Source organism: Pseudarthrobacter sp. KH_020_B (assembly GCF_057840185.1).
Window position 1 is genome coordinate 4,325,803 of record NZ_CM174506.1, and the last position, 20,651, is coordinate 4,346,453.

Annotated in this window: 22 protein-coding genes and 1 pseudogene; 15 read left to right on the forward strand and 8 right to left on the reverse strand. The window is 62.5% G+C overall.

Going from position 1 to position 20,651, the window contains the following annotated elements; translation table 11 throughout:
- Positions 1 to 217: 217 nt before the first annotated feature.
- From AC3IT0_RS20230 to AC3IT0_RS20270, 9 genes are all read left to right on the forward strand, one after another.
- Positions 218 to 1,702 carry an APC family permease gene (locus AC3IT0_RS20230; protein WP_489321434.1) on the forward strand — a complete coding sequence of 495 codons (1,485 nt, stop codon included), beginning with the start codon at positions 218 to 220 and terminating at the stop codon, positions 1,700 to 1,702.
- 485 nt (positions 1,703 to 2,187) lie between these two features.
- Positions 2,188 to 2,568 (forward strand): cupin domain-containing protein, encoded by a 381-nt coding sequence (locus AC3IT0_RS20235; RefSeq protein ID WP_489321435.1) that lies wholly within the window; start codon positions 2,188 to 2,190, stop codon positions 2,566 to 2,568.
- A 24-nt stretch (positions 2,569 to 2,592) separates the two neighbouring features.
- The gene (locus AC3IT0_RS20240) at positions 2,593 to 3,060 is read left to right on the forward strand and encodes a dimethylamine monooxygenase subunit DmmA family protein (protein WP_489323855.1); all 468 of its coding nucleotides are present in this window, start codon (positions 2,593 to 2,595) and stop codon (positions 3,058 to 3,060) included.
- On the forward strand, positions 3,057 to 4,043 hold the full coding sequence (locus AC3IT0_RS20245; RefSeq protein ID WP_489321436.1) for a PDR/VanB family oxidoreductase: 987 nt from the start codon (positions 3,057 to 3,059) through the stop codon (positions 4,041 to 4,043). Before AC3IT0_RS20240 ends, AC3IT0_RS20245 begins: the two co-directional genes overlap by 4 nt.
- Entirely contained in the window at positions 4,040 to 5,041 is a 1,002-nt protein-coding gene (locus tag AC3IT0_RS20250) for a heme-dependent oxidative N-demethylase family protein (RefSeq protein WP_489321437.1), read from the forward strand. The genes AC3IT0_RS20245 and AC3IT0_RS20250 overlap by 4 nt, the downstream gene beginning before the upstream one ends.
- Before the next feature lie 289 nt (positions 5,042 to 5,330).
- Positions 5,331 to 7,277: a primary-amine oxidase gene (locus AC3IT0_RS20255; RefSeq protein WP_489321438.1), complete on the forward strand. Its 1,947-nt coding sequence runs from the start codon at positions 5,331 to 5,333 to the stop codon at positions 7,275 to 7,277.
- Positions 7,278 to 7,429: 152 nt separating this feature from the next.
- On the forward strand, positions 7,430 to 8,086 hold the full coding sequence (locus AC3IT0_RS20260; RefSeq protein ID WP_489321439.1) for a DUF5134 domain-containing protein: 657 nt from the start codon (positions 7,430 to 7,432) through the stop codon (positions 8,084 to 8,086).
- Between the two features lie 281 nt (positions 8,087 to 8,367).
- Positions 8,368 to 8,691: a DMT family transporter gene (locus tag AC3IT0_RS20265; protein WP_489321440.1), complete on the forward strand. Its 324-nt coding sequence runs from the start codon at positions 8,368 to 8,370 to the stop codon at positions 8,689 to 8,691.
- Positions 8,691 to 9,083, forward strand: a complete 393-nt coding sequence (locus AC3IT0_RS20270) for a DMT family transporter (protein WP_489321441.1) — start codon at positions 8,691 to 8,693, stop codon at positions 9,081 to 9,083. Before AC3IT0_RS20265 ends, AC3IT0_RS20270 begins: the two co-directional genes overlap by 1 nt.
- A 25-nt stretch (positions 9,084 to 9,108) precedes the next feature.
- Here the strand turns inward: AC3IT0_RS20270 and AC3IT0_RS20275 are convergent, their stop codons facing one another.
- Positions 9,109 to 9,696 carry a TetR/AcrR family transcriptional regulator gene (locus AC3IT0_RS20275; RefSeq protein WP_489321442.1) on the reverse strand — a complete coding sequence of 196 codons (588 nt, stop codon included), beginning with the start codon at positions 9,694 to 9,696 and terminating at the stop codon, positions 9,109 to 9,111.
- Positions 9,697 to 9,927: 231 nt separating this feature from the next.
- On the opposite strand from AC3IT0_RS20275, the gene AC3IT0_RS20280 reads away from it, so the two are divergent.
- The gene (locus tag AC3IT0_RS20280; RefSeq protein WP_489321443.1) at positions 9,928 to 10,338 is read left to right on the forward strand and encodes a cupin domain-containing protein; all 411 of its coding nucleotides are present in this window, start codon (positions 9,928 to 9,930) and stop codon (positions 10,336 to 10,338) included.
- 119 nt (positions 10,339 to 10,457) lie between these two features.
- On the forward strand, positions 10,458 to 10,820 hold the full coding sequence (locus tag AC3IT0_RS20285) for a cupin domain-containing protein (protein ID WP_489321444.1): 363 nt from the start codon (positions 10,458 to 10,460) through the stop codon (positions 10,818 to 10,820).
- A 270-nt stretch (positions 10,821 to 11,090) separates the two neighbouring features.
- Here the strand turns inward: AC3IT0_RS20285 and AC3IT0_RS20290 are convergent.
- Positions 11,091 to 12,305 (reverse strand): annotated as a pseudogene (locus tag AC3IT0_RS20290) (ISAzo13 family transposase); the annotation flags it as partial.
- Positions 12,306 to 12,501: 196 nt separating this feature from the next.
- Between AC3IT0_RS20290 and AC3IT0_RS20295 the strand changes: the two are divergent.
- The 3 genes from AC3IT0_RS20295 (at position 12,502) to AC3IT0_RS20305 (ending at position 14,925) form a co-directional block, all read left to right on the forward strand.
- Positions 12,502 to 13,005 carry a MarR family winged helix-turn-helix transcriptional regulator gene (locus tag AC3IT0_RS20295; RefSeq protein ID WP_489321445.1) on the forward strand — a complete coding sequence of 168 codons (504 nt, stop codon included), beginning with the start codon at positions 12,502 to 12,504 and terminating at the stop codon, positions 13,003 to 13,005.
- Entirely contained in the window at positions 13,002 to 13,496 is a 495-nt protein-coding gene (locus AC3IT0_RS20300; protein WP_489321446.1) for an SgcJ/EcaC family oxidoreductase, read from the forward strand. Before AC3IT0_RS20295 ends, AC3IT0_RS20300 begins: the two co-directional genes overlap by 4 nt.
- A 301-nt stretch (positions 13,497 to 13,797) precedes the next feature.
- Entirely contained in the window at positions 13,798 to 14,925 is a 1,128-nt protein-coding gene (locus tag AC3IT0_RS20305; protein WP_489321447.1) for an NAD(P)/FAD-dependent oxidoreductase, read from the forward strand.
- A 217-nt stretch (positions 14,926 to 15,142) separates the two neighbouring features.
- Here the strand turns inward: AC3IT0_RS20305 and AC3IT0_RS20310 are convergent, their stop codons facing one another.
- Positions 15,143 to 15,724, reverse strand: coding sequence for a recombinase family protein (locus tag AC3IT0_RS20310; protein ID WP_489321448.1), 582 nt, complete (start codon positions 15,722 to 15,724; stop codon positions 15,143 to 15,145).
- 234 nt (positions 15,725 to 15,958) lie between these two features.
- Here AC3IT0_RS20310 and AC3IT0_RS20315 point away from each other — a divergent pair, with 234 nt between their 5' ends.
- A complete protein-coding gene (locus tag AC3IT0_RS20315) occupies positions 15,959 to 16,420 on the forward strand; it encodes a putative transposase (protein ID WP_489321449.1) in 462 nt (153 codons plus the stop codon).
- 216 nt (positions 16,421 to 16,636) lie between these two features.
- Here AC3IT0_RS20315 and AC3IT0_RS20320 read toward each other — a convergent pair whose 3' ends face one another.
- The 5 genes from AC3IT0_RS20320 to AC3IT0_RS20340 all read right to left on the reverse strand — a co-directional run bounded on the left by AC3IT0_RS20320 (position 16,637) and on the right by AC3IT0_RS20340 (position 20,614).
- Positions 16,637 to 16,846, reverse strand: a complete 210-nt coding sequence (locus AC3IT0_RS20320) for a hypothetical protein (RefSeq protein ID WP_489321450.1) — start codon at positions 16,844 to 16,846, stop codon at positions 16,637 to 16,639.
- A gap of 78 nt (positions 16,847 to 16,924) precedes the next feature.
- Positions 16,925 to 17,350: a CBU_0592 family membrane protein gene (locus AC3IT0_RS20325; RefSeq protein ID WP_489321451.1), complete on the reverse strand. Its 426-nt coding sequence runs from the start codon at positions 17,348 to 17,350 to the stop codon at positions 16,925 to 16,927.
- A gap of 539 nt (positions 17,351 to 17,889) precedes the next feature.
- A complete protein-coding gene (locus tag AC3IT0_RS20330) occupies positions 17,890 to 18,084 on the reverse strand; it encodes a hypothetical protein (protein WP_489321452.1) in 195 nt (64 codons plus the stop codon).
- Positions 18,085 to 18,335: 251 nt separating this feature from the next.
- A complete protein-coding gene (locus AC3IT0_RS20335; protein WP_489321453.1) occupies positions 18,336 to 19,667 on the reverse strand; it encodes an MFS transporter in 1,332 nt (443 codons plus the stop codon).
- A gap of 155 nt (positions 19,668 to 19,822) precedes the next feature.
- Complete coding sequence (locus AC3IT0_RS20340; protein WP_489321454.1) at positions 19,823 to 20,614, reverse strand: enoyl-CoA hydratase/isomerase family protein; 792 nt, start codon at positions 20,612 to 20,614, stop codon at positions 19,823 to 19,825.
- Positions 20,615 to 20,651 lie beyond the last annotated feature (37 nt).

The window sequence follows — 20,651 nt, forward strand, 5'->3', positions numbered from 1 at the left end:
ACACGAGATGCCGCGGGGCAGCCCCGGCCCTTCGTCTCGTGTTCTCGCCGGCCCGCCGTTGGAGATTCATGCAGCTGCAAGATCGCTGCTGACTGACGCGGTGGTACCACTCGCTCGGCTGGCCAGTTTTGTTTCACCACCACTTTAGATATCCACAAACTAAGTTGCATAACCAACAAAGTCAAAGACGACTTTAAGCAGTTTAAGGGAGATTTTTATGAGTGAAAATCGTTTGGATGAAGTCGATCACCTGAAAAGGTCGATCAACTGGAAGCAGGGCATGGCCATAGCACTGGGTGTGCCCATGCTGATTCTGCCATCGCTGGGCTACCTTCCGATGTATGTGTCTGCCGCAGCAATCCTTATCTGGGGACTATCGGTCCTTCAGGGTTTCATGCAGAGCACCGCGTACGCCGAAATGGCTACCACCTTTCCCAAGGCCTCCGGTCTGCCAGGTTTTGCGCAGCATGTGTTTCGCACCGAGAACTACAAGGGCAAGTACGACAAGGGCAAGCTGATCGGCGGCTTCTCCGCCTGGAGCTACTGGTTTGGCTGGAACCCGATCCTGGCGATCTTCGCCATCCTGGTCGGCGGTTACCTGCATGGGCTGTTTCCGGCACTGGGCGAGACCTTTACCGAGTATCAGCTCGCATTGATCTCCGGTCTGGTGATCTTTACCGGATTGTTCGTAGTTAACTGGTTCGGCCTCAAGGATGGCGCCATCCTGGGCTACATTCTGGCGGCCGTGTCCCTGATACCGCTGGTTATCCTGGCGGTGGCGCCTTTTGCTACAGGACACGTTGAGCTGGCCAATATCACCGGCAACTGGTGGCCCACTGACTGGGCTTGGGATATGCACCATATCCTGATGCTCTTTGGCATCTTTGCGATTGCACAGTGGAGTGCCTGCGCGTGGGAAACGGCAGCCATCTACGGCCCCGAATACAAGAACCCTTCCAAGGATGTCCCCAAGGCGCTGCTTGCCTGCGGCATCATCTGCTTCGTTTTGTATGTACTACTGCAAACTGCAGTGATCGGCGTGCTTGGTGTTGAGGGTGTACAGGCCGAGCCTGTATCGCCGCTGATTCCAGTGGCCCAGGCTGTCTTTGGCGAAGCCGGGTCAATAGTCACCATCATCATGTTGATCGCCGCCATGATCCTCATCATCCAGACGGCTTACCTGGGTTCCTCTCGCGCTATGCACTCCATGTCGAGCGAAGGCAACCTTCCACGGGTTTTCGGTAAAACGAATCGTCAGGGAACTCCGTTTGTTGCCATGCTGGTCATCGGAGCCTTCAACTTGGTGCTGATCTCCATGGGAAATGCCGCGGCAATTCTTGCGGCCTCGGCGATTGGTTACACCTGTGCCAACGGCATCAGCCTGTTCGCCTATGTCCGAGCCAAGAAGCACCCGGCCTTTGCCAACCTGGAAAGGCCATTCAAGGCGCCCAAGGGCTGGAAAAATGTCGCCATGATCTTTGGCCTGTTCAATGTGCCGCTGTGCGTGGTGGGCGTGGTTTACCTGAACAGCCTGGAAATCGGCTGGACCTCAACCTGGGTTGGCTTCCTCGTATTGGCGCTCTATGTACCCATCTGGCTGTATTCCCAACATGAATCGCGACGTGCGAAATCCAAGGCAGCCACTGCTTTCTCTTCGGATCACGAAGCCGCAGAACCGGAAAAGGTTCTCGATCTCAGGTAACGGAAGCTGCGCTTAGACCGTCCCGGCCAGAAGCGTCCCGCGTGCAACGGTCCTGATCTACCGCGCGTGTCGCGGACGGCGCAGTGGAGGCAGTGGTTACCAAGCCCGCCGGCTGGACAGGCGTGCGGCTTGTTTCACGGCGGATACCGGGCCCTGGCGGGGGCCCGGTATCCGCCGTGAGTTCGTTCCCGAGGGGTTCCCTGCCTGTCGAGCATGCAGGGAAAGTAAACCCATAAATCTTCGGCTTAATATCTAAAAAAGACTGGACTAGATGAATTATGTCCCGTAGCTTTGCAGATGGGACGAGGAACGTGACTCGCATCACACCAATCGAACTCGGGGCAGAGCTCGGCTGGCCATTCAGAACGCGTCCCTCCCCAAGCCCCCAGTCGGCGCCTGGGTTGACCTTCAGCCCCGTCTCACATGCACCAAAAGATCAACGGCCCTGACAACTCGTTCACATCACTATTCATAGGAGATACACCATGGAAACCACTCTCGTAGGCACACTGAGCAAGGCCGGATCCATCCACAAGGTAGAAAACGGCTTCATCGGACTGCCGTCGATGAACGAGCCTGGCACGGTCGCTGCGATCGGCGACTCCCTCCACAACCCGGCCGGGTCGGTCATGTGCGCCGGCTTCTTCGAGCTGAAGGCGTCCGAGCCGTTGGTGTACACCTACACCTACGACGAAATGAAGGTCGTCATCAAGGGTGAATTCATCCTCACGGACCAGACCACGGGCGAAGTGACGCACGCGAAGGAACGCGACGTGCTGTTCTTCCCCAAGGGCACCACCGTCAAGTTCGAAACCCCTGAGTACGGCCTGGGGTTCTTCGCCGGCGACCGCACCTTCGCACCCTAAGGACCGACCATGCGTTCCGCGTCCATGCCGCCAGCAGCCGGCAACGGCCTGGAACCTGGTTTCCGCGGTGTCATCTGTGTATCTTTCGGATCCACAGGTGACACCGCAGTTCCAGACACCGATGGCCAGCCCCGCTACGATCTCCATTTCGAAGCAGCAACCGCCGACACCCTCTCGGAACTCAAGTCCGTGTTCGGCAGTTCCCGTGTAGGCGTCCGTCTTGTACTCGCAGGCCCCCCGACAGATATCCGTGCAGCCGCCGCAGTCGCCGCGGACTGCGGACTTCTGGGCGAGGAGGTAACACTCCTGTCCCAGGAAACCGGACCCCGGTTTGTTTATTGCCCGCATTGCCTTACCACCACCATTGATAGGGCAGCCGGCACCGAGGTGAAGTGTCAAGGATGCGCCACCACCTTGACCATCACTGATCACTTTTCCCGACGAAGAGGCGCATACCTGGGCTACTCAGCCCATGCCGAGGAGGCAGCATGACCGCCATAGCGCTCCAGCCCCGTGTCCACCCGGCGGTGGAAGGAGGCCTCCAGCTGGAGGTGACTAACGTCAGCCGTCAGACGGAATCGATTGTCAGCATTACGCTGGCTGCTCCGGAAGGTGAAAGGTTGCCCTCCTATGTCCCGGGGAGCCACCTGGTGGTCCAATACGGGAGCGGCGTCAATGCATACTCGCTGACAGGTTCGGGCAACGCGCCATCCGAATACAGCATCTCTGTTCTGAGGGTCGAAGAAGGCGCCGGCGGCTCCGTGGCCATGCACCGGCTCTCCGTCGGTGACCGTGTTAACGTTTCGCGCCCCCGGAGTGCGTTTGCTCCCGCATCAACAGCGACGCATCATCTGCTTGTTGCTGCAGGAATCGGGATCACGCCGATTCTTTCGCATGCCAGGGCCGCGGTGGAACGGGGCAACACAGCATCAATGATCTACGTGCACCGGCCAGACGCCGGCGCCCACGTGGCGGAAGCGCGGGAACTGCTGGGGCCGGGATTGACCGCTTTGGTCGAGTGCACTGACCGGGGCAGCTTCCAAAACGTTCTGGCGGAAGCGCTCACAACGCAGCCCCTCGGAACCCACCTCTACGTGTGCGGTCCGGTTGTCTTCATGGATGCGGTCCTGGAAGAGGCCCGGAGCCAAGGCTGGTCATCCGCCCGGCTCCATTCAGAAGCCTTTGGCGCAGCCGAACTGGACGAGGGCGAACCCTTTACGGTGCATCTGGCACGCAGCGGCGTTCGCTTGGAAGTTCCGGCCGGCGTTTCCCTGCTGGAGACGCTCGAAACAGCAGGAAAAAGCATCCCCAATATGTGCCGCAAAGGCATCTGCGGCGAATGCGTCCTGCCGGTACTTCGCGGCGCACCCCAGCACCGGGACCTCTACCTATCCGACCAGGAAAAAGCCGCGAACACCACAATGATGTGCTGCGTCTCGCGTAGCAACGACCCAGAATTGGAGTTGGACCTTTGAGTAGCACGATCATCGAAACCGATCCGGACGCCGCCCTCCTCCCGGAACGGATCAGACGCTTTCCCTTTCCTTTTGCCTCCGACACCTACCGCTACAGCGCGAACGTCGAACCGGCAACCAAAACAGCACCGACAGAAGCCGGCTCCTGGGGAGCCCACCTGGTGGACATCGACGAACACTATCTGGAGGAACTGGCCGAGCGCGCCAACGTGCTGAGCCGCGACCCTTCCCGCGTGAATGTCCTCCCCCACATGCGGCCGGCAGTGTGGGACACCCTCACTACCCTGCTGTCCTCCATGGCGGAAGATTACCCGGACACGATGTCTTTCCACCGGGAAGGAAACATCTGCCGTTGGCGTAACGGTCTGCAGAATCTCGAGGTGGAATTCACCGTCGGCGACGACAGTTCACTGCCTGAGGGGCCACTGCGGTTCCTTGGCAGCCAGATCCAGGACGACATCATTCTTCTTGACGTCCGGGAAGATACCCTGTGGCTCGATGCCGGCCTGGTGACCTTCGCCGCCGACTGGTCATTCGGTTTCGATGTCGGCATGAACTTTATCGAAATCCACCATCCCGTCCCGCGGGTAAAGGAAGAACGCATCATCAGCCGGGCCGAGCAGTTCCTGCTGCGCCTGCAGCCCGGGGAACAGTTTCGGCGGACCAACTGGACCATGACCATAGGCCGGCGTCTGGACACCTCCACGGAAACCTACCCTGAATGGGGCCCGGACCGCAGCACCATAGCCGACGACCCTTCCATGCCGGAGAAGCTCCACCTGCGGGTGGAAGTGCAGCACCTGATCCGTCTCCCGCACTCCGGTGCCCTGCTGTTCCTGGTCCGGACCCACCTCCTGCCGCTCACCGACATTGCCCGGGTACCTGCGTGGCGGGAAAAGATGGGCCATGTGCTGGCCGAACTACCTGACGACATGGCCGAATACAAGGGCATCATCCGCTACCGCAAAGCCGCATCTGATTGGCTGCTGGCCCGCTAAACCCCGGTAGCGCGCCATAAATAGAGTAATAAGAGAATATCCCTAAAAAAAGCTAGACTAAATGATTTATTTCACGTAGCTTGGCTGCAAGAGGAACACGTGACCGGCATCACGCCAGCGGAGTTCAGTGTAGAGCTCCGCTGGCAAGTCCAGGCCCGGCATCCTCCAGGCAGGTTTCAAGCATATGAGTGGTCTGCCAAGTATTCGCAAAACACCACTTATGTCACGGGGCAACTCGCCTATCAGGCCATAGGGATCTCATCCTCAAGAAAGAACCAAGGAGAAAACCATGACTCTCAACACTGAAATCCACACCGGGGTAGGGGTTGCGCACCCTCTCGATCCGCTCTCCCGCGCCGAGATTTCCCGGGCGGCCGCGATCCTGAAGGATGGCCCGGCCGCGGCCGAGTCGTTCCGCTTCATCAGTATTGAGCTGCGCGAGCCGGAGAAGGAACTGCTCCGGACCGGCGCCGCAACCATCCGCGAGGCCGACGCGGTCCTCGTCAACCGTGCCGAGGCACGCTCCTACGAAGCGATCGTGGACCTGGAATCGGGCATCGTCTCCAAATGGACCCAGCTGGCCGCGCACATCCAGCCCCCGTTCATGCTCGACGAATTCGCCGAAGGTGAAGAGAGCTGCCGGCAGAACCCCGAGGTCCAGGCCGCCCTGGCCAAGCGCGGCATCACCGACATGTCCCTGGTCTGCTTCGAACCCTGGTCCGTGGGCTACTTCGGCGAAGACGACCAGGGCCGGCGCCTGATGCGCGCCCTCGTCTTCGTCCGCGAGGAAGCCGACGACAGCCCCTACGCGCACCCGATCGAGAACTTCATCGTCATCGTGGACCTGAACTCCGGCGAAGTCGTCAAAGTCGAGGACGACCAGGCCATCCCCGTCCCGTCCGCCAGCGGCAACTACCTGCCCAAATACGTCGGACCGGCCCGCACCGACCTCAAGCCCATCTCCATCACCCAGCCCGAAGGCGCGTCCTTCACCGTCACCGGAAACCACGTCCAGTGGGCCGACTGGTCCTTCCGCGTCGGCTTCACCCCCCGCGAAGGCCTGGTCCTGCACCAGCTCCGCTTCCGCAACAAGGGTGTCGAACGCCCCGTCATCAACCGGGCCTCACTCTCGGAAATGGTGGTCCCCTACGGTGACACCGCCCCCGTCCAGGCCAAGAAAAACGCCTTCGACTCCGGCGAATACAACATCGGCAACATGGCCAACTCCCTCACCCTGGGCTGCGACTGCCTCGGCGAAATCAAATACTTCGACGGCATCACCGCCGACAGCCACGGCAACCCCCTGACCATCGAAAACGCCATCTGCATGCACGAGGAAGACGACTCCATCCTCTGGAAGCACTTCGACTTCCGCGAAGGCACCACCGAAACCCGCCGCAGCCGCAAACTCGTCATCTCCTTCATCGCCACCGTCGCGAACTACGAATACGCCTTCTACTGGCACCTCTTCCTCGACGGCAGCATCGAATTCCTCGTCAAGGCCACCGGCATCCTCTCCACCGCCGGCCAGAAACCCGGCGAGAAGAGCCCCTACGGCCAGACCCTGAACAACGACGGACTCTACGCCCCCATCCACCAGCACATGTTCAACGTCCGCATGGACTTCGAAATCGACGGACCCACCAACGCCGTCTACGAAGTCGACATGGAAATCCCCAAACACAACCCCACCCACACCGCGTTCATGGCAGTGGACCGGCTCCTGGAAACCGAACAGGCCGCCATCCGCAAGACCGACTCGTCCAAGCACCGCTTCTGGAAAATCGCCAACCGCGACAGCCGCAACATCGTCAACGAACCCGTCGCCTACCGCCTCATCCCCACCGACGGCATCCAGCTCGCCGCCGGCGACGAATCCTACGTCAGCAAACGCGCCCAGTTCGCCCGCAACAACCTCTGGGTCACCGCCTACGACCGCACCGAACGCTTCGCCGCCGGCGAGTTCCCCAACCAGGCCACCGGCGCCGACGACGGCCTGCACATCTGGACCCAAAAAGACCGGAACATCGTCGACCAGGACCTCGTGGTCTGGTACACCTTCGGCATGCACCACGTCGTCCGCCTCGAAGACTGGCCCATCATGCCCCGCCAAAACATCGGCTTCATGCTCGAACCCCACGGCTTCTTCGACCAAAACCCCACCCTCAACCTCCCCAGCAACGAAAACCGAACCGAAGCAACCGACACCGGAACATGCTGCACCACTGATAAATAAACCCGGCCCAGCTTCAGGGAAAGCCTAGAACCACGCACATGAACTAAAGCTGGGAAACGAACAACCCTCAAACAGGCGGTCCCCGGTGCTGTAACAAAAGCACCGGGGACCGCCTGCACCTAACCCAACCCTGTAGCGAGAGTGTGATCCGCGTGTTCAATATCCCCGCAATTACCTGGACCCTCACAGCTGTCCTGCTGCTCAGTGGAAGCTACCACCTCCTGCAGGCCACCAAGCCACACCGATTCACCGACCGGGTCAACAACACCCTCCACGCCCTCATGAACATCCTGATGGCCGCCATGCTCTGGAACCTCGCGCCCTCCACCATGCTCGCCCAGATCGCCGTCCTCACCGGCGCAGCCCTCTGGTTCATCATCCAGGCCGTCGCCCGGTCCGAATTCAAAATACTCTGCGCAGGCAGCCAGGGCCGCCTTAAGTGCCTGTACCACAGCTTCAGCATGGGCGGCGCCGCCCTCATGATCACCATGATGACCAGCCATCTCACCACCGGCCCCGGAGCTGGCCCCGCAGGCGCCAGGCCACTGCCCAACGCTCACCACCCAATGCCCCATCCAACCCCCGCCACGGCCACCGCAACCCTCGATCAACTACCCAACCTCGCCACCCCACTGACAATCCTCTTCGCGACCGCGGCACTGGTCTTTATCGTTCTCCTGCTGCGCAACCGGAAACAGGCAACCACAGCCCCCAACAAAACAGCCCCAAAACACTCCCCCCGAAAACAACACAGCCTCGAAGCCCTCGGCGCCGCCACCATGGCCCTCATGTTCGCCGCCATGGCATAAGTGCTGATCCCCAATGCAATGGATACACGAACCGTGAGCGTCGCGCTGAACGATGCCGGCGAGCACCTCATCGAAAAGACTTGCGACTCAAACCTCGAGCCCGGGGAGTGCTTCTTCTGCACCGGACCTGAGACGGATTAAGTGCGCAACACAGCCCCGGGGCCTTCCGTTTTGCATTGCGGGAGGCCCTGGTACCAACCATCTGGGAGGCAAATCTTGAGATCGGGCACCCACCCGGCCACCCGCCGTCGGGCCCTACAAGCGCGGCCAAAGGATCTGTCATGTCGTGGTTAATCCTCATCTCCTCCGGAGCGCTGGAAGCCGTCTGGGCCGCCGCACTGCACCGGACCTTCCAGGCCTCCGGCCGGCGCCGGCTCGCGCCCGCACTCCTCTTCCTGGTCTCCGTCCTCGCCAGCATGGCCGGCCTCGCCATCGCCATGCAGTCCATCCCCACCGGCACCGCCTACGCCGTCTGGGTAGGCGTCGGCGTGATACTGACCTCGGCCTACGCGATCATCACCAAGGCGGAACGCCCGACGACGGCGCGCCTCCTGCTGCTGACCGGCATCGCCGCGTGCGTGGTTGGCCTGAAGGTGGTGGCGTAATGAGCAAGCGTTCCGTTGCGTGGCTGCTTCTGCTTGGCTCCGCCGTGCTGGAAGCCGTCTGGGCCACCGCCCTGGGCCTATCCAACGGCCTCACAGTTCCCCTCCCCACCGCGGTTTTCGCCGTGACGACCACCCTGAGCATGATCGGCCTGGGCGCCGCCATCCGCAGCATCCCGCTGGGCACCGCCTACGCCGTATGGGTGGGAATAGGCGCTGCCCTGACCGTCGGCTGGGCCATGGCCACCGGCGTCGAACCCTTCAGCCTGTTGAAGGTGCTGTTCATCGCCGGGATCGTAGGCTGCGCAGCGGGGTTGAAGGCCCTGCCGGCGGACGCCACGTCCCATACCGAGGGTTCCGATGCCGACCGCTCCGACGCCAGAATCCCCGCCTGAGGCTCACGCTAATTCTCCGAGTAGCTCAGACGCCGGCTTTGAGGAGAAGTGCGTCAACCATCATGAAGAATTGGGCGCGGTGATCGGTGGCCTTCGGGTCGGTCATGTATTGGATGGCCGCGCCGTCGTAGATCATTAGAAAGAGCCTCACCAGCGTGGGGAAGTCTACGAGGCAGTGGTCACCGCTGCTTTGGGCGGCGGCGGAGAACATGTTTCCCAGTTCCACTTCATAGGCGGGATAAATTTTCGCGGCCAGCGGGCTGACTGCGGCATTGCGTGTTGCCCACAGAATGAGTTCGATCTCGGAAAGGATGCTTGCGGGCTCTTCCTCCAGCGCGCGCCAGTAGCCTTCGGCCACCTGTTCCACGGCCTTACGAAGTCCCAAATGGACCGGGACGTCACGGGAAAAGCGGCTCAGGTTCTTAAACCAAGCCTCGGCTGCCGCGTCCATGAGTTCTTCTTTATTGCTGAAGCAATAATGAGCCGTAGCCAAGGGAGCGTTAGCCTCCTTGGCAATAGCCCGAATGGTCACCGACTGAACACCCTCACGACGCATAAGTTCAACCGTCGCTGCAATCAGCTGTTCTTTTCGTTCTTCAGCGGGTACGCGCATAGCTCACTCTCCAGCCTCCCGGTTTCGGCCCGGCAGGGACACTCCCCTAAGACTATTGCTTGAGTGCAGAAAAAAGGTTCAAGAGCTCTGTCTAGAACGATTGACTTGAACATCCGTCCATGTAAAAGTAAACACACCATAGTGACCTGCATCACGATGATGCGATGTCACTCAGATTCATCACAGCACGTCGTAATGCAGACTCCCCCACTGAAGAAACGGTGAAAGATAATGGTCACAGCCACCCCTCAGCCCCCGACACTGACGACGGGGGAAGCTATAGAGTTCTGGCCGGCGCAGTCCATGGCTCCCATGAAGGACCAATGGCAGGGCCTGCGCTGCAGGTTCATCAACTCTCATCCCGTAGGCCCATGGGACGATTTCATCCTCTCGGAGTGGGAGCTGGAGGCCTGCGCCTGGGAGGACTTCCACCCCCACACTGAGACGAACTTCGTGCTGGAAGGCGAACTCCATATCGAGAGCGGAGGCGAGACTGTCATCCTGAAACCGGGCGATTCGGCACGCGTAAATCCCGGACGAATCGGCCGATACTGGGCACCCGTCTACGCACGGATGGTTACCATTTACGGCCCGAACCCCGAAGGGGTGGAATCACACTCCTTCCGATACTTCGAGCTTTGAGCCCCGACCATAACTCACAGCCCGCAGGAGTAACGGTCATCCCGGCAGCGGTAAATGACAACAAAACCAAAACCTCTATCGGCATTACCGATCGATAGCATTGACGAAAGGCCCATCAAATGACACGACAGACAGCCTCCATCTCCGCGACCCTCATCCGCGATGCGACGAGTGTTACGGAGCTGGACGATTGGGGCCCTTGCCCTGAAGCGACCGGAAAGCAGATGGACACTCGCGGTAGCTACCTGTGGAAGGACGAGAACGGTGCCGAAGCCGGCATCTGGGAATGCACGGAAGGACCCTCCCGCTGGGTACTTGAAACAAACGAATTTGTGCATGTTCTTTCAGGCTCGATGACAATTACCGCCGACGACGGCGAACCCCAGTTCGTTGGTCCCGGCGACACAATCTTCATCCCCCGGGGCTGGAGCGGTAACTGGGAGCTTCACGAGACTCTGCGCAAGCTCTATGTGATCTTCTGACCGCCGCAGGATTCGCTGAAACAAACCGGGACTGCAGACTGCAGTCAGGGATCCGTCCGGTACGGGCTTTCGCCAGCCCGTACCGGAATGGGTTTCCATGCATATTAGAAATTTCCCTAAGCGGCCGTGCACGTAAATATCCTGGGCAATCTTGCCGTCAATTGTCCAAAGCGCTTCGCACAATTGATCGAGCAAAGCTTCCATCGCTTTCCTCACACTACTGGGCAGGCTTCAGTTAGGACGCACTGATTATTTAGTTGGTGTGTCGCCTGGTTTGAGGGTGTAGTTCCATTCGGGGTGCCATTCGTGTCTGTTCAGGGTTCCGCTGGTCTCTAGTGAGGTCATTTCGTGGTCTGGTATTTTCACGCCGGTGGGGTACTGTCCTGTGTCGAGTTCGGCCCGGACGGTGAGGCCTGTTTTGGTGGTGGTCGCGGCGATGGAGTTGACGATGACTTCGTGGCTGGACAGAGGCCGGCCGCGCCAGTTCATCGAGATGTGGGAGAAGAGCTTGTGCTCTATTTTGTTCCATTTGCTGGTGCCCGGGGGCAGGTGGCAGACGGTGATTTCCAGGCCGGTCTCGGCGGCCAGGGCGGCGAGTTCGGTCTTCCAGAGCCGGGTGCGGTAGCCGTTGGATCCGCCGCCGTCGGCGGTGATCAGCAGGCGGTTCGCCTGCGGGTGGGCGGGTTGGCCGGCGGTGTTCCACCAGGAGCGGATGGTGTTCACGGCGAAGGCTGCGGTGTCGTGGTCGGTGCCCACCGAGACCCATCCGGTGTTCGTTCCCACGTCGTAGACGCCGTAGGGGTTGGCCTTGCCGAGTTCCTTGTCGATGAAGTCGTGGACCTTGACCTGTTCCGGCTCTCCGGCCGGACGCCATTCGGCGCCGTTGTTCTTGTACTGGCCGACGAGTTCCTTCTTTTTGGTGTCGACGCTGATGACCGGCTGGCCCGCGTCCAGGTGCCCGGCGGCCTGGTCGTTGAGGTAGCCGAATTGGCCGTCGCGGTCCGGGTGTTGGCCGCCTTCGAGAGTCTTGGCGTTTGCCTGCAGGCTGAAGCCGTTGTCCTTGAGCAGTTTCGCCACGGTTTCCGCGCCCGCCGGGTGCCCCCTGCCGGTCAGTTCGGCGGCAAGCTTCGCGGTGGAGAGCGTGGTCCAGGACAGTGCCGATTCGGGGTCCCCGCGGCGGGTGGGCTCCACCAATTCCAGCAGGGCCGGGACCAGGCCCGGGTCCTTCTCCACCAGGGTCTTTCGCCCCGCACCGGGCTTGCGGACACGGCCCAGCGGCGCCTCGCCGGCCTCCAGCTCGGCGACGCCCTGCTGGACCCGGGAACGCGCAGCCCCGGACGCCCGGGCGACCGCGGCAATCCCGCCGTGGCCCAGGGAACGCGCCTCCGCTGCCAACAAAAGACGAGTTGAGCGTTCGTCGAGGTGCGGCAGGATCGCATCGAACTTTGCGCGCAAGGCCTCGACGGCTTCAGTGGAAATAGGCATACACCATCATCCCACCAAAAACCGCTAGTAGACGCACTTATTTATCAGCGTGTCCTTAGCCCGTAGGTGGCCTGTCTAGGCCGCTGTGGCACGCTGGCCCGGACATTCACCACAAGCCGCTGCGCTCCGACCACCTTTGACGCCGGACGCACCGCCATATACCTTAGTAACTAAGCGACTAACGAAGGGGTATTCGGTGAATGAGCGAGACGAGCTGGCCGAGCGGATTCTGGGCACGTTGGCGCGCCGGAACAGCACCGCCACGGTGCTGTTCCATCATGCGGTGGCCGAGCGGCTCGGGCTCGGACCCACGGACCACAAGTGCCTCGACCTGGTCGTCGAGCACCAGACCGTCACCGGCAGCGAGCTGGCCGCGATGACCGGGCTGACCTCCGGCGCAGTCACCGGGGTGGTGAACCGGCTCGAGCGGGCCGGCTACATCCGGCGCGAGCCGGACCCGGAGGATGGGCGTCGGCAGCTGATTAGGCCGGTGCCGGAGCGGTACGGTGAGGCGGAGCGGCTCTTCAGGGGCATTGCAGTCTCTGCGGCTGGCCTGCTTGAGGACTTCGACACCCATCAGCTGGAGGCCATCGCTACGTTCCTGACCAGATCCACCGAGTTCTCCCGCCAACGAGCGGCCGCGCTGCGCGCCGAGGTGCTCGGCGGTGGCGGTCGCGCCAGGAGAGAGGAGGTGTCATGACCAACGACGACACCCACATCCAGAACCTGTTCGACGACATGCTCGCGGCGTGGACCAGGGGTGATGCGCACGGCTACGGCGCGTGCTTCACCGAGGACTCGGACTACGTGTCGTACGACGGGACTCGCGCCGAAGGCAGGCAGCCCATGGTCGACGCGCACGAGAAGCTGTTCCGCGGCGTGCTGACCGGGTCCGCGCTGGTCGGGGAGATCGAGTCGATCCGCTATGTGAGCAACGACGCGGCCGTGGTGCATGCCACCGGGTCGGTGCTGATGCCGTGGCGCAGCTCGCTACCCAAGCGACGTCTGTCACGGCAGACTCTGGTCGCGGTGCGCGGGGACGACGGCTGGAGGATCGCGGCGTTGCACAACGGCAGGGTCCGGCCGATCACCGTCCCGCAGCCCGACTCCTTCCCATCGAAGGCATCGCGCACGATGTCCCGGATCGCGCGAGACTTCGGCATCGGCAGGCGTAATAGGGGTGGCTTGTGAATTAGTGAAAAATCCGACGCCTGGGCTGTTGAGCAGTGTCGGGTAACGATGGATTTCGTTACACGAGTGTCGCGCCGGTCGCTGCAGCTGACCCTCGACCTCGACGACTTCACCGACCCACGAGCTTTCGTCGCGAATCGAGCGCACCACCTGCGGCAACTTCCGACTCCTCGAGCGACTCATCCCGCAGATCGAACGCGTTCTGAAGGTCAGGGACCTCAACGCCGCCGAGTATCGAGACCCGACGGGCATCATCCATCGGGCATGGACGCCAGGCCGTCCAAGGCGCAAGATGAGGTGCATGACAACAACAGTCATGATCCTCGGCGCCGGATTCGGAGGGTTGGAACTCGCGAGCACACTGTCGGAGCGCCTTGCCGGCGAGGTCGACGTCACCCTCTTCGACCAGCACGACGCCTTCGTGTTCGGCTTCTCCAAGCTGGAGGTCCTCTTCGGGCACCAGAACGCGGAAGAGGTGCGGATCCCGTACCGCGAGATCCGCACGCCGGGCGTGGAGTTCCGCCAGGAGCGGGTGCTCGCGATCGACCCGGGGACGCGGCACGTCGTCACCGATGCAGCGGTTTACGATCCCGACATCGTCGTCGTCGCCCTCGGTGCCGACTACGACATCGCCGCGACACCCGGCTTCGCCGACGGAGGGTTCGAGTACTACACGGTCGCAGGCGCCGAGCGGCTGCGCGACGAACTGGCGGGGTTCCGCGGCGGCCGGGTGATGCTGGCCGTGCTCTCCATCCCGTTCAAGTGCCCGCCCGCGCCATACGAGGCGATCCTGCTGCTCCACGACCGACTCGTCGCCCGCGGCATCCGCGAGGGCAGCAACCTTCACATGGTCAGTCCGCAGCCGTCGCCCGTCCCGGTCTCGCCCCAGGCATCGGCCGCGCTGGAACGCGCGATGGCCGAGCGTGGGATCGCGTACACGAAGCGCCACCGGATCCACGGGATCGACCCCGACGCGCGGGTCGCGCAGTTCAAGGACCACGACGAGCCGTACGACTTGTTCATCGGCATCCCGACCCACAAGGTGCCCGACGTGCTCGTCGAGTCGGGCCTGACGCAGGACGGCTGGGTCGCGGTCGACCCGGTGACGCTGCAGACGCCGTACGCCGGGGTGTACGCGATCGGCGACTGCGCCGGGACCGGGATCCCAAAGGCCGGCACCTTCGCCGAGAGCGCGGCCCACGTCGTCGCGGACGGCATAGTTCGCAGCATCCGAGGCGCCGGCAGACTTGCATCCGGGGGCACCGGGCTCTGCTACCTGGAGTTCGGCCACGGCGACGTCGGCCGCGTCGACGTCGACTTCCACGCTGACGGCGGGCCGACCGCGCCGCTCCTGGGGCCGTCGCCGGCGTACGCTGCTGAGAAGGCGGAGTTCGGCGCGGTGCGACGCGCCCGCTGGTTCGGGACCTGACGCGCCTCGCACGTTCGGGCGACGGGCGTTCGGGTGTCGCAGGACCGGGGCGGCTAGTGGAGGCATGCCCGGCCCGCGTCGCACCCGAGCCCCGGGCGTGGTGCGGGCGCGGCGGACGCTCGGCGTGTTCCGGCTGTTACTCACGGCCCTCAAGATTCGTCGCGATCGTCGGGAACGGGGTCCGAGGAGGATCGGTACGGAAATTCACGCTAATCGATCATGTAGTGTCGCCTGCACGTTTGATTGCACGGTAGACGGTTGAGCGGGCTACCGCGAAGAGTTCGGCAAGTTCCACCGTGGTGCGCGTCCCTGCCCGGTGAACGGAGACCAGGTGGGCTTCCTGTGCTTTGGAAAGCTTGGGCTGTTCCCCCCGTAGGCGGCCCTTTTGCCCGGCGACGGCCATGCCTTCCCGGGTTCGGGCCCGGATCAGGTCGGCTTCGAATTCTGCAACCATGGCCAGGACGTTGAAGAGGAGCCGGCCTACGGGATCGGTCGGGTCATGGACGGAGCCGCCGATGCTCAGCTTGACTTCGCGGCGGGTGAGTTCGTCAACAATATCCTTCGCATCGCGCAGCGACCGGGCCAGGCGGTCGAGTTTGGTCACGACCAGGGTGTCCCCGGCCCGGCAGGCGGCCAGCGCTTCCCTGAGTCCCGGCCGCGCCCGGTTGGCGCCGGTCAGGCCCTGGTCTGTGAACGTCTTCTCCGACGACACTCCAAGAGCAACCAGGGCATTCTTCTGAGCAGTGAGGTCTTGGTCGTTCGTGGATACGCGCGCGCACCCGATCAGCAGTCCGGTCACTGTCTTGAACGTACCGTTTATCCCCCCATCGCCGGGCATTTTGCGGGCGGGTACTACGGGAATCGACCGGCCATGGAAACCCGGCGATCGAGATGCGAAGAATTTTGAGTAGAACTTGCCCCAGTCCTGGCCGCCAGGACCCGGTATGAAAAGACCCTGGCCGACACCGACGCGGCGATGCTCGCGGCCCGGACCCCGCCGCCGGGAACGTCCACGCTCCTGTACACCAATACCATGCACAACACGATCACCGCGGACCTGCTCACCGCCGAAACCGCTCTCGAGGCCGCGAAGGCAGCCCACAAGGCGATCCCGGCCCGGGTCCCCCTCGGCGAGATCGCCCCGGGACAGCAGGTCCTGGAGACCGAAACGAAACTCCTCAGCCACGCGATCCGGATGGCCGCGTTCAACACCGCGTCCGCCCTGGCGAGGGAGATCCGCACCAACACCGGCTACGCCCGCGGCGAAGACGAAGCCCACACCCTGATCCGGCAGGCCCTCACCGGAAGCGGAGACATCGACCCCCGCGAGGACGGCTATCTCACCATCCGCCTCGATCCCCTCCCGACCCGCCGGGCCACCAGAGCGATCAGTGAACTCTGCACCCACCTCAGCGCCACCGAAACCCGGTACCCCGGCACCGACCGAATCCTACGATTCGGAATCAAAAACCAGGAAACGTCACCCACAAATTAAATGGCTATGTCAGGAGTCCTGAGGACTAGGTTCAACCCAGGATCCAGACCGCAGCCAGCAGCAGGGGTGCGGCGAGGACGGTCGTTATCACGGCTGCAGATTGGGCTATTTTTTGCCCAACCCCGTACATGACTGCATAGAGGACGACGTTTTGGCCTGTGGGAAGGATGGCGCAGGCCACGACGACGAAGGTGCTGAACGGGTCGAGGTGGAATATTAGTCAGGGATCTGGATTCCGGAAGCGCTGACCAGGATCCCCAGTACAGCGGCAACCGTCACTGGGTTGGGCAGCGGAATGGAGAGCGTGTGCCGCAGCGAGACGTTCTTCCTGGACGGATCCGTGAGATCGAGGATCGTCAGGGCCCCAATGGTCGTCCGGCGAACACCCCAGCGGCCGATCGCTCCGACTACGGCGAACAGGAGCATGACCGCCGACGACGAAGAAGCCTTTTAGCACTCCGTCCAAGCGTGGGCCCTCATTTCAGTTCGCGGTGCAGTGCGTGCTCAGGTTTTCATGGGCGTGGAGTGCACCGCGTGACCGTCGCGCAGGCTTGCCTCGCAGGCGGCCGCGCGTCCCTCGACGTCGCCGTGAACGGCGGCGGTAATCGCCTCAACAACGGCAATTTGCCCGGTGGTGTCAGGAACGCCGGGGAACTGAACCTGCGTTTCCTCAGCAGCCGTCCCAGCCGCCTCAGCCGCCGACCGCATGCGAACAAGCGCGACGGCGGAAATGAGGAACCAGGCGATGTTCGTGACCACGGACGGCCACGCTTCGTGGACCGCACCGTTGACAATGAAGGCACAGGCACCGATGAGGTTTGCCGTCTGGAAGCGTTTGCCGGCCTTCAACCAACCCATGGACACGGAAAGGTATGCGCTCAGAATCAGGGCCGCGCCAGTCCATCCGGCGATTTCCCACAGCACTTCCATGGTGTCCTTTCAGGGGTGTGCCCGGCGGCTAACGGCCGGGCGGTTTGTTGATGGGGAGTTTGTTTCCGTGGGAGCCGTTGCCGAGTGGATCAGACCGCGCCGGACAATACGTCTGCTCAAACCGGTCCTCCGGGCGAGGTCCTGGTTCGTTGGGCAACGGCCTAAATCATACTCTGCTGCAAGGACTGTTTTGACCCGCTGGATGGCCCATAGTGGCTTCTGCATCGTGTGCCGCGTAGGTCAGGCCGATGGCAAACACCTGCCGTGGGCAGGGAGCCGGACTACCGAAGTGCTGGCGAGGAACGGAAGTGCTGGCGAGGAACGCTGGCCAACGGTTGGCCACCGCCGGGCTCCAGGGAGCCCACGACGTCAAGAACCCCGTCCCAGCGGTCGTAGCACTCCTGGACGCCGGGACTGATGCGTCCCCCTGTTGCCTGCGAGACATCCACCACCTGCTTGGGGGAACAAGCGGCGCCAGCCAAGCGGTCAACCACTGGCAGTGCGGGGCAGGTCCGCTCCTGAGAGCGGGGCGCAAGTTCTCATCCGTCCCGCTCGCTTGGTTGCGGTTGGCCGACGGCGTGAGGGCTAATGATCTCCACCAGCATGGCGATCAGTGCGGCGGGGATCAGGAAGTACCCAGTGAGGACTCCCCAACCGCCGTCCTCAAACTGGAGCGCCAGGCCGCCAACCACCACGGCGGGCAGGGCGGTCAGGACGGTGACCCCTCGCGCCACCGGAACAGGCTCGTGGACTGAACGTACCGCATGCCCCCGTCGGACGCTAAATGATTGGAAGCCCCCACGCGAGGTGAACTCGAGCGCGGGGGCTTCCTAGGTTTCGTGGGGGTCCGAAACCGAGATCAATCTACCGGCTCTCATGGGACCCAAATGACGGCTTTGGCCAGTTCCCCAAAATCTTGAGTGAACCTTGAGCCCGCCTGCAGGGTGGGCACCCGCGGGCGCCCACCCTGCCAGCGGCGAAGCAATCAGTGGTGGCTGATGCCCAGCGGGCGGCCCCTGGTCTCCTTGGCGAGCAGGACACCAATTGCCGAAATAACACAGAGGATCATGATGTAGATGCCGATGGATCCGGTCCACTTGGTGCTCTGCAGCAGGGATTCGGCGATGGTTGCCGCGAACGCACCACCGAGGATGGCGCCGAAAGCGTACCCGATGGATATGCCGGAGTAGCGGACGTTGGCAGGGAACATTTCGGCGTACATGGCCGACATCGGCCCGTAGGACAGGCCAAGTCCGATGGTCAAGACAAACAGTGCCACGCCATACAGCATGATGTTCTTGGTGTCGATCAGGGCAAACATCGGGATCATCCACGCAAAGACGATTCCGTAGCCGATCAGGAACGTCTTGACCCTGCCGATCTTGTCCGAGAGCCAACCGCCCACGAGGGTAAAGACCAGCCAGCCGAAGGAGGCAAGCGTGGTGGCGAGCAGAATTTCCGGTACCGGCATCTTCAGCGTCCGTGTGGCGTAGGAGATAAAGAAGGCGATCAGCAGGTAGCCGGCAGCGTTGTTGCCGATGAAGATCATGGTCGAGTAGAGAACCGGCCGCTTGTGGCTCCGGATCAGCTCGCCGAGCGGCGCCTTGCTCTCTTCCTTGCGCGCAGCCATTTCCTTGAAGACCGGGCTCTCGGCAACGGCGCGGCGGATGAGGTAGCCCACCACGATCAGCACGATGGACAGCAGGAACGGCACCCGCCAGCCCCACGAGGCGAAGTCCTCCTTGGACATGTTCGAGTTGAGCACGAACAGCAGGCCGGTGGCGAGAATCATGCCCACCGGAACACCGATCTGCGGGTAGGCACCGAACACGCCGCGCTTGCTCTTGGGTGCATGCTCCACGGCCATCAGCGCCGCCCCGCCCCATTCACCGCCGGCAGAGAAGCCCTGCACAATGCGCAGGAGGATCAGCAGGACCGGAGCCCAGAAGCCGATCTGCGCGTACGTGGGCAGCATGCCGATCAGCGCCGTGGCCGCACCCATCATGATGAGGGTAAAGACCAGCATGGCCTTGCGGCCGAGGCGGTCACCCAGGTGGCCTGCAACAATGGCGCCGAGCGGCCGGAACAGGAAGCTGATGCCGATCAACGCGAAGGACAGGATCTGTGCCAGTCCTGGGTTGGAGTCGTTCAGCGGGGCCAGGAACAGCGGGGACAGCAGGGTCCCCGTCAACTGGGCAAAAATGAAAAAGTCGTACCACTCGATGGTGGTACCCACGAGGGTCCCCGCAAGGACTTTTCGCTCCTCGTGCTTGGAGCTGGGGCCCATCTCTGAATCGACGCGTGAAGTTGCGGTCATTGGAACTCCATGGCTGGGGGCAGCGCTGCTGCCAGGGGTGAGTTTCGAGCGATTTACTGATCGAACGTTCAGTTATTCTAGATAGTACTATGAATGTTGCCTGGAACACACCTAAAAGTTTTCGTCCTTTGGTCCTCGGTGACGGCGCTAATGCCCTAGCGCGCCACAGTTCCGGTGAACACCGGTGAACGCTTTTCCTGGAACGCCCGGAAGCCCTCGGCGTAGTCGTCGCTCTTGCAAAGCCGGGCCTGCTCGGCGTTCTCTTCTGCCATGGCGTCCCAGAGGCCCAGCCGCTGGTCGCGGATGTGGGCCACCAGCTCCTTGCTCGCGGTGAACGCCCCTGTGGCGCCCGCGGCCACCCTGGACACAATGTCCCGAGTACTCGGAAGGAGTTCATCGGCAGGCATGGCACGGCTGAACATCCCCTGCGCCACGGCCTCCGTCCCGGACATGAGCTCGGCGGTGTAGATCAGGTCCAGGGTGCGGTGCATGCCCAGCCGCTCGGTGAAGTACCAGTGCCCGCCTGAATCCAGCGTGGCGCCCAGCTTCGCGAACGGTGAGCCGAACTTCGCATTCTCCGCCACGTACACCACGTCCGTGGCCAGCAGCAGGCCCAGCCCCACGCCCAGGCAGGCGCCCTGCGCTGCGGCGAACGTCGGCGCCGGGAACTCACTCATCTTCTTGAGCAACGGCTGGACCAGTCCGGCGAGATACGCTTCGGCGTCGTCGCTCTCCGGCGTCACGTTCTGGATGTCCCGGCCCGCACAGAAGGCGCGGCCCTCTCCCCGGAGCAGCAGCGCCCGCACCTCACCGCGCGAGGCGGCGGCAGCGGCGTCGTCGTACGCCTGGGTTAAATCAGCGAGCGCCTGCTCATCCAGTGAATTCAGCTTGTGGGGTGCGTCCAGGACAACTTCGGCGACGTTGTTGGCGATGGAGAGGGAGATCATGGGGGTCTTCTTTCTGGGTTTCGACAGGCTCAACCAC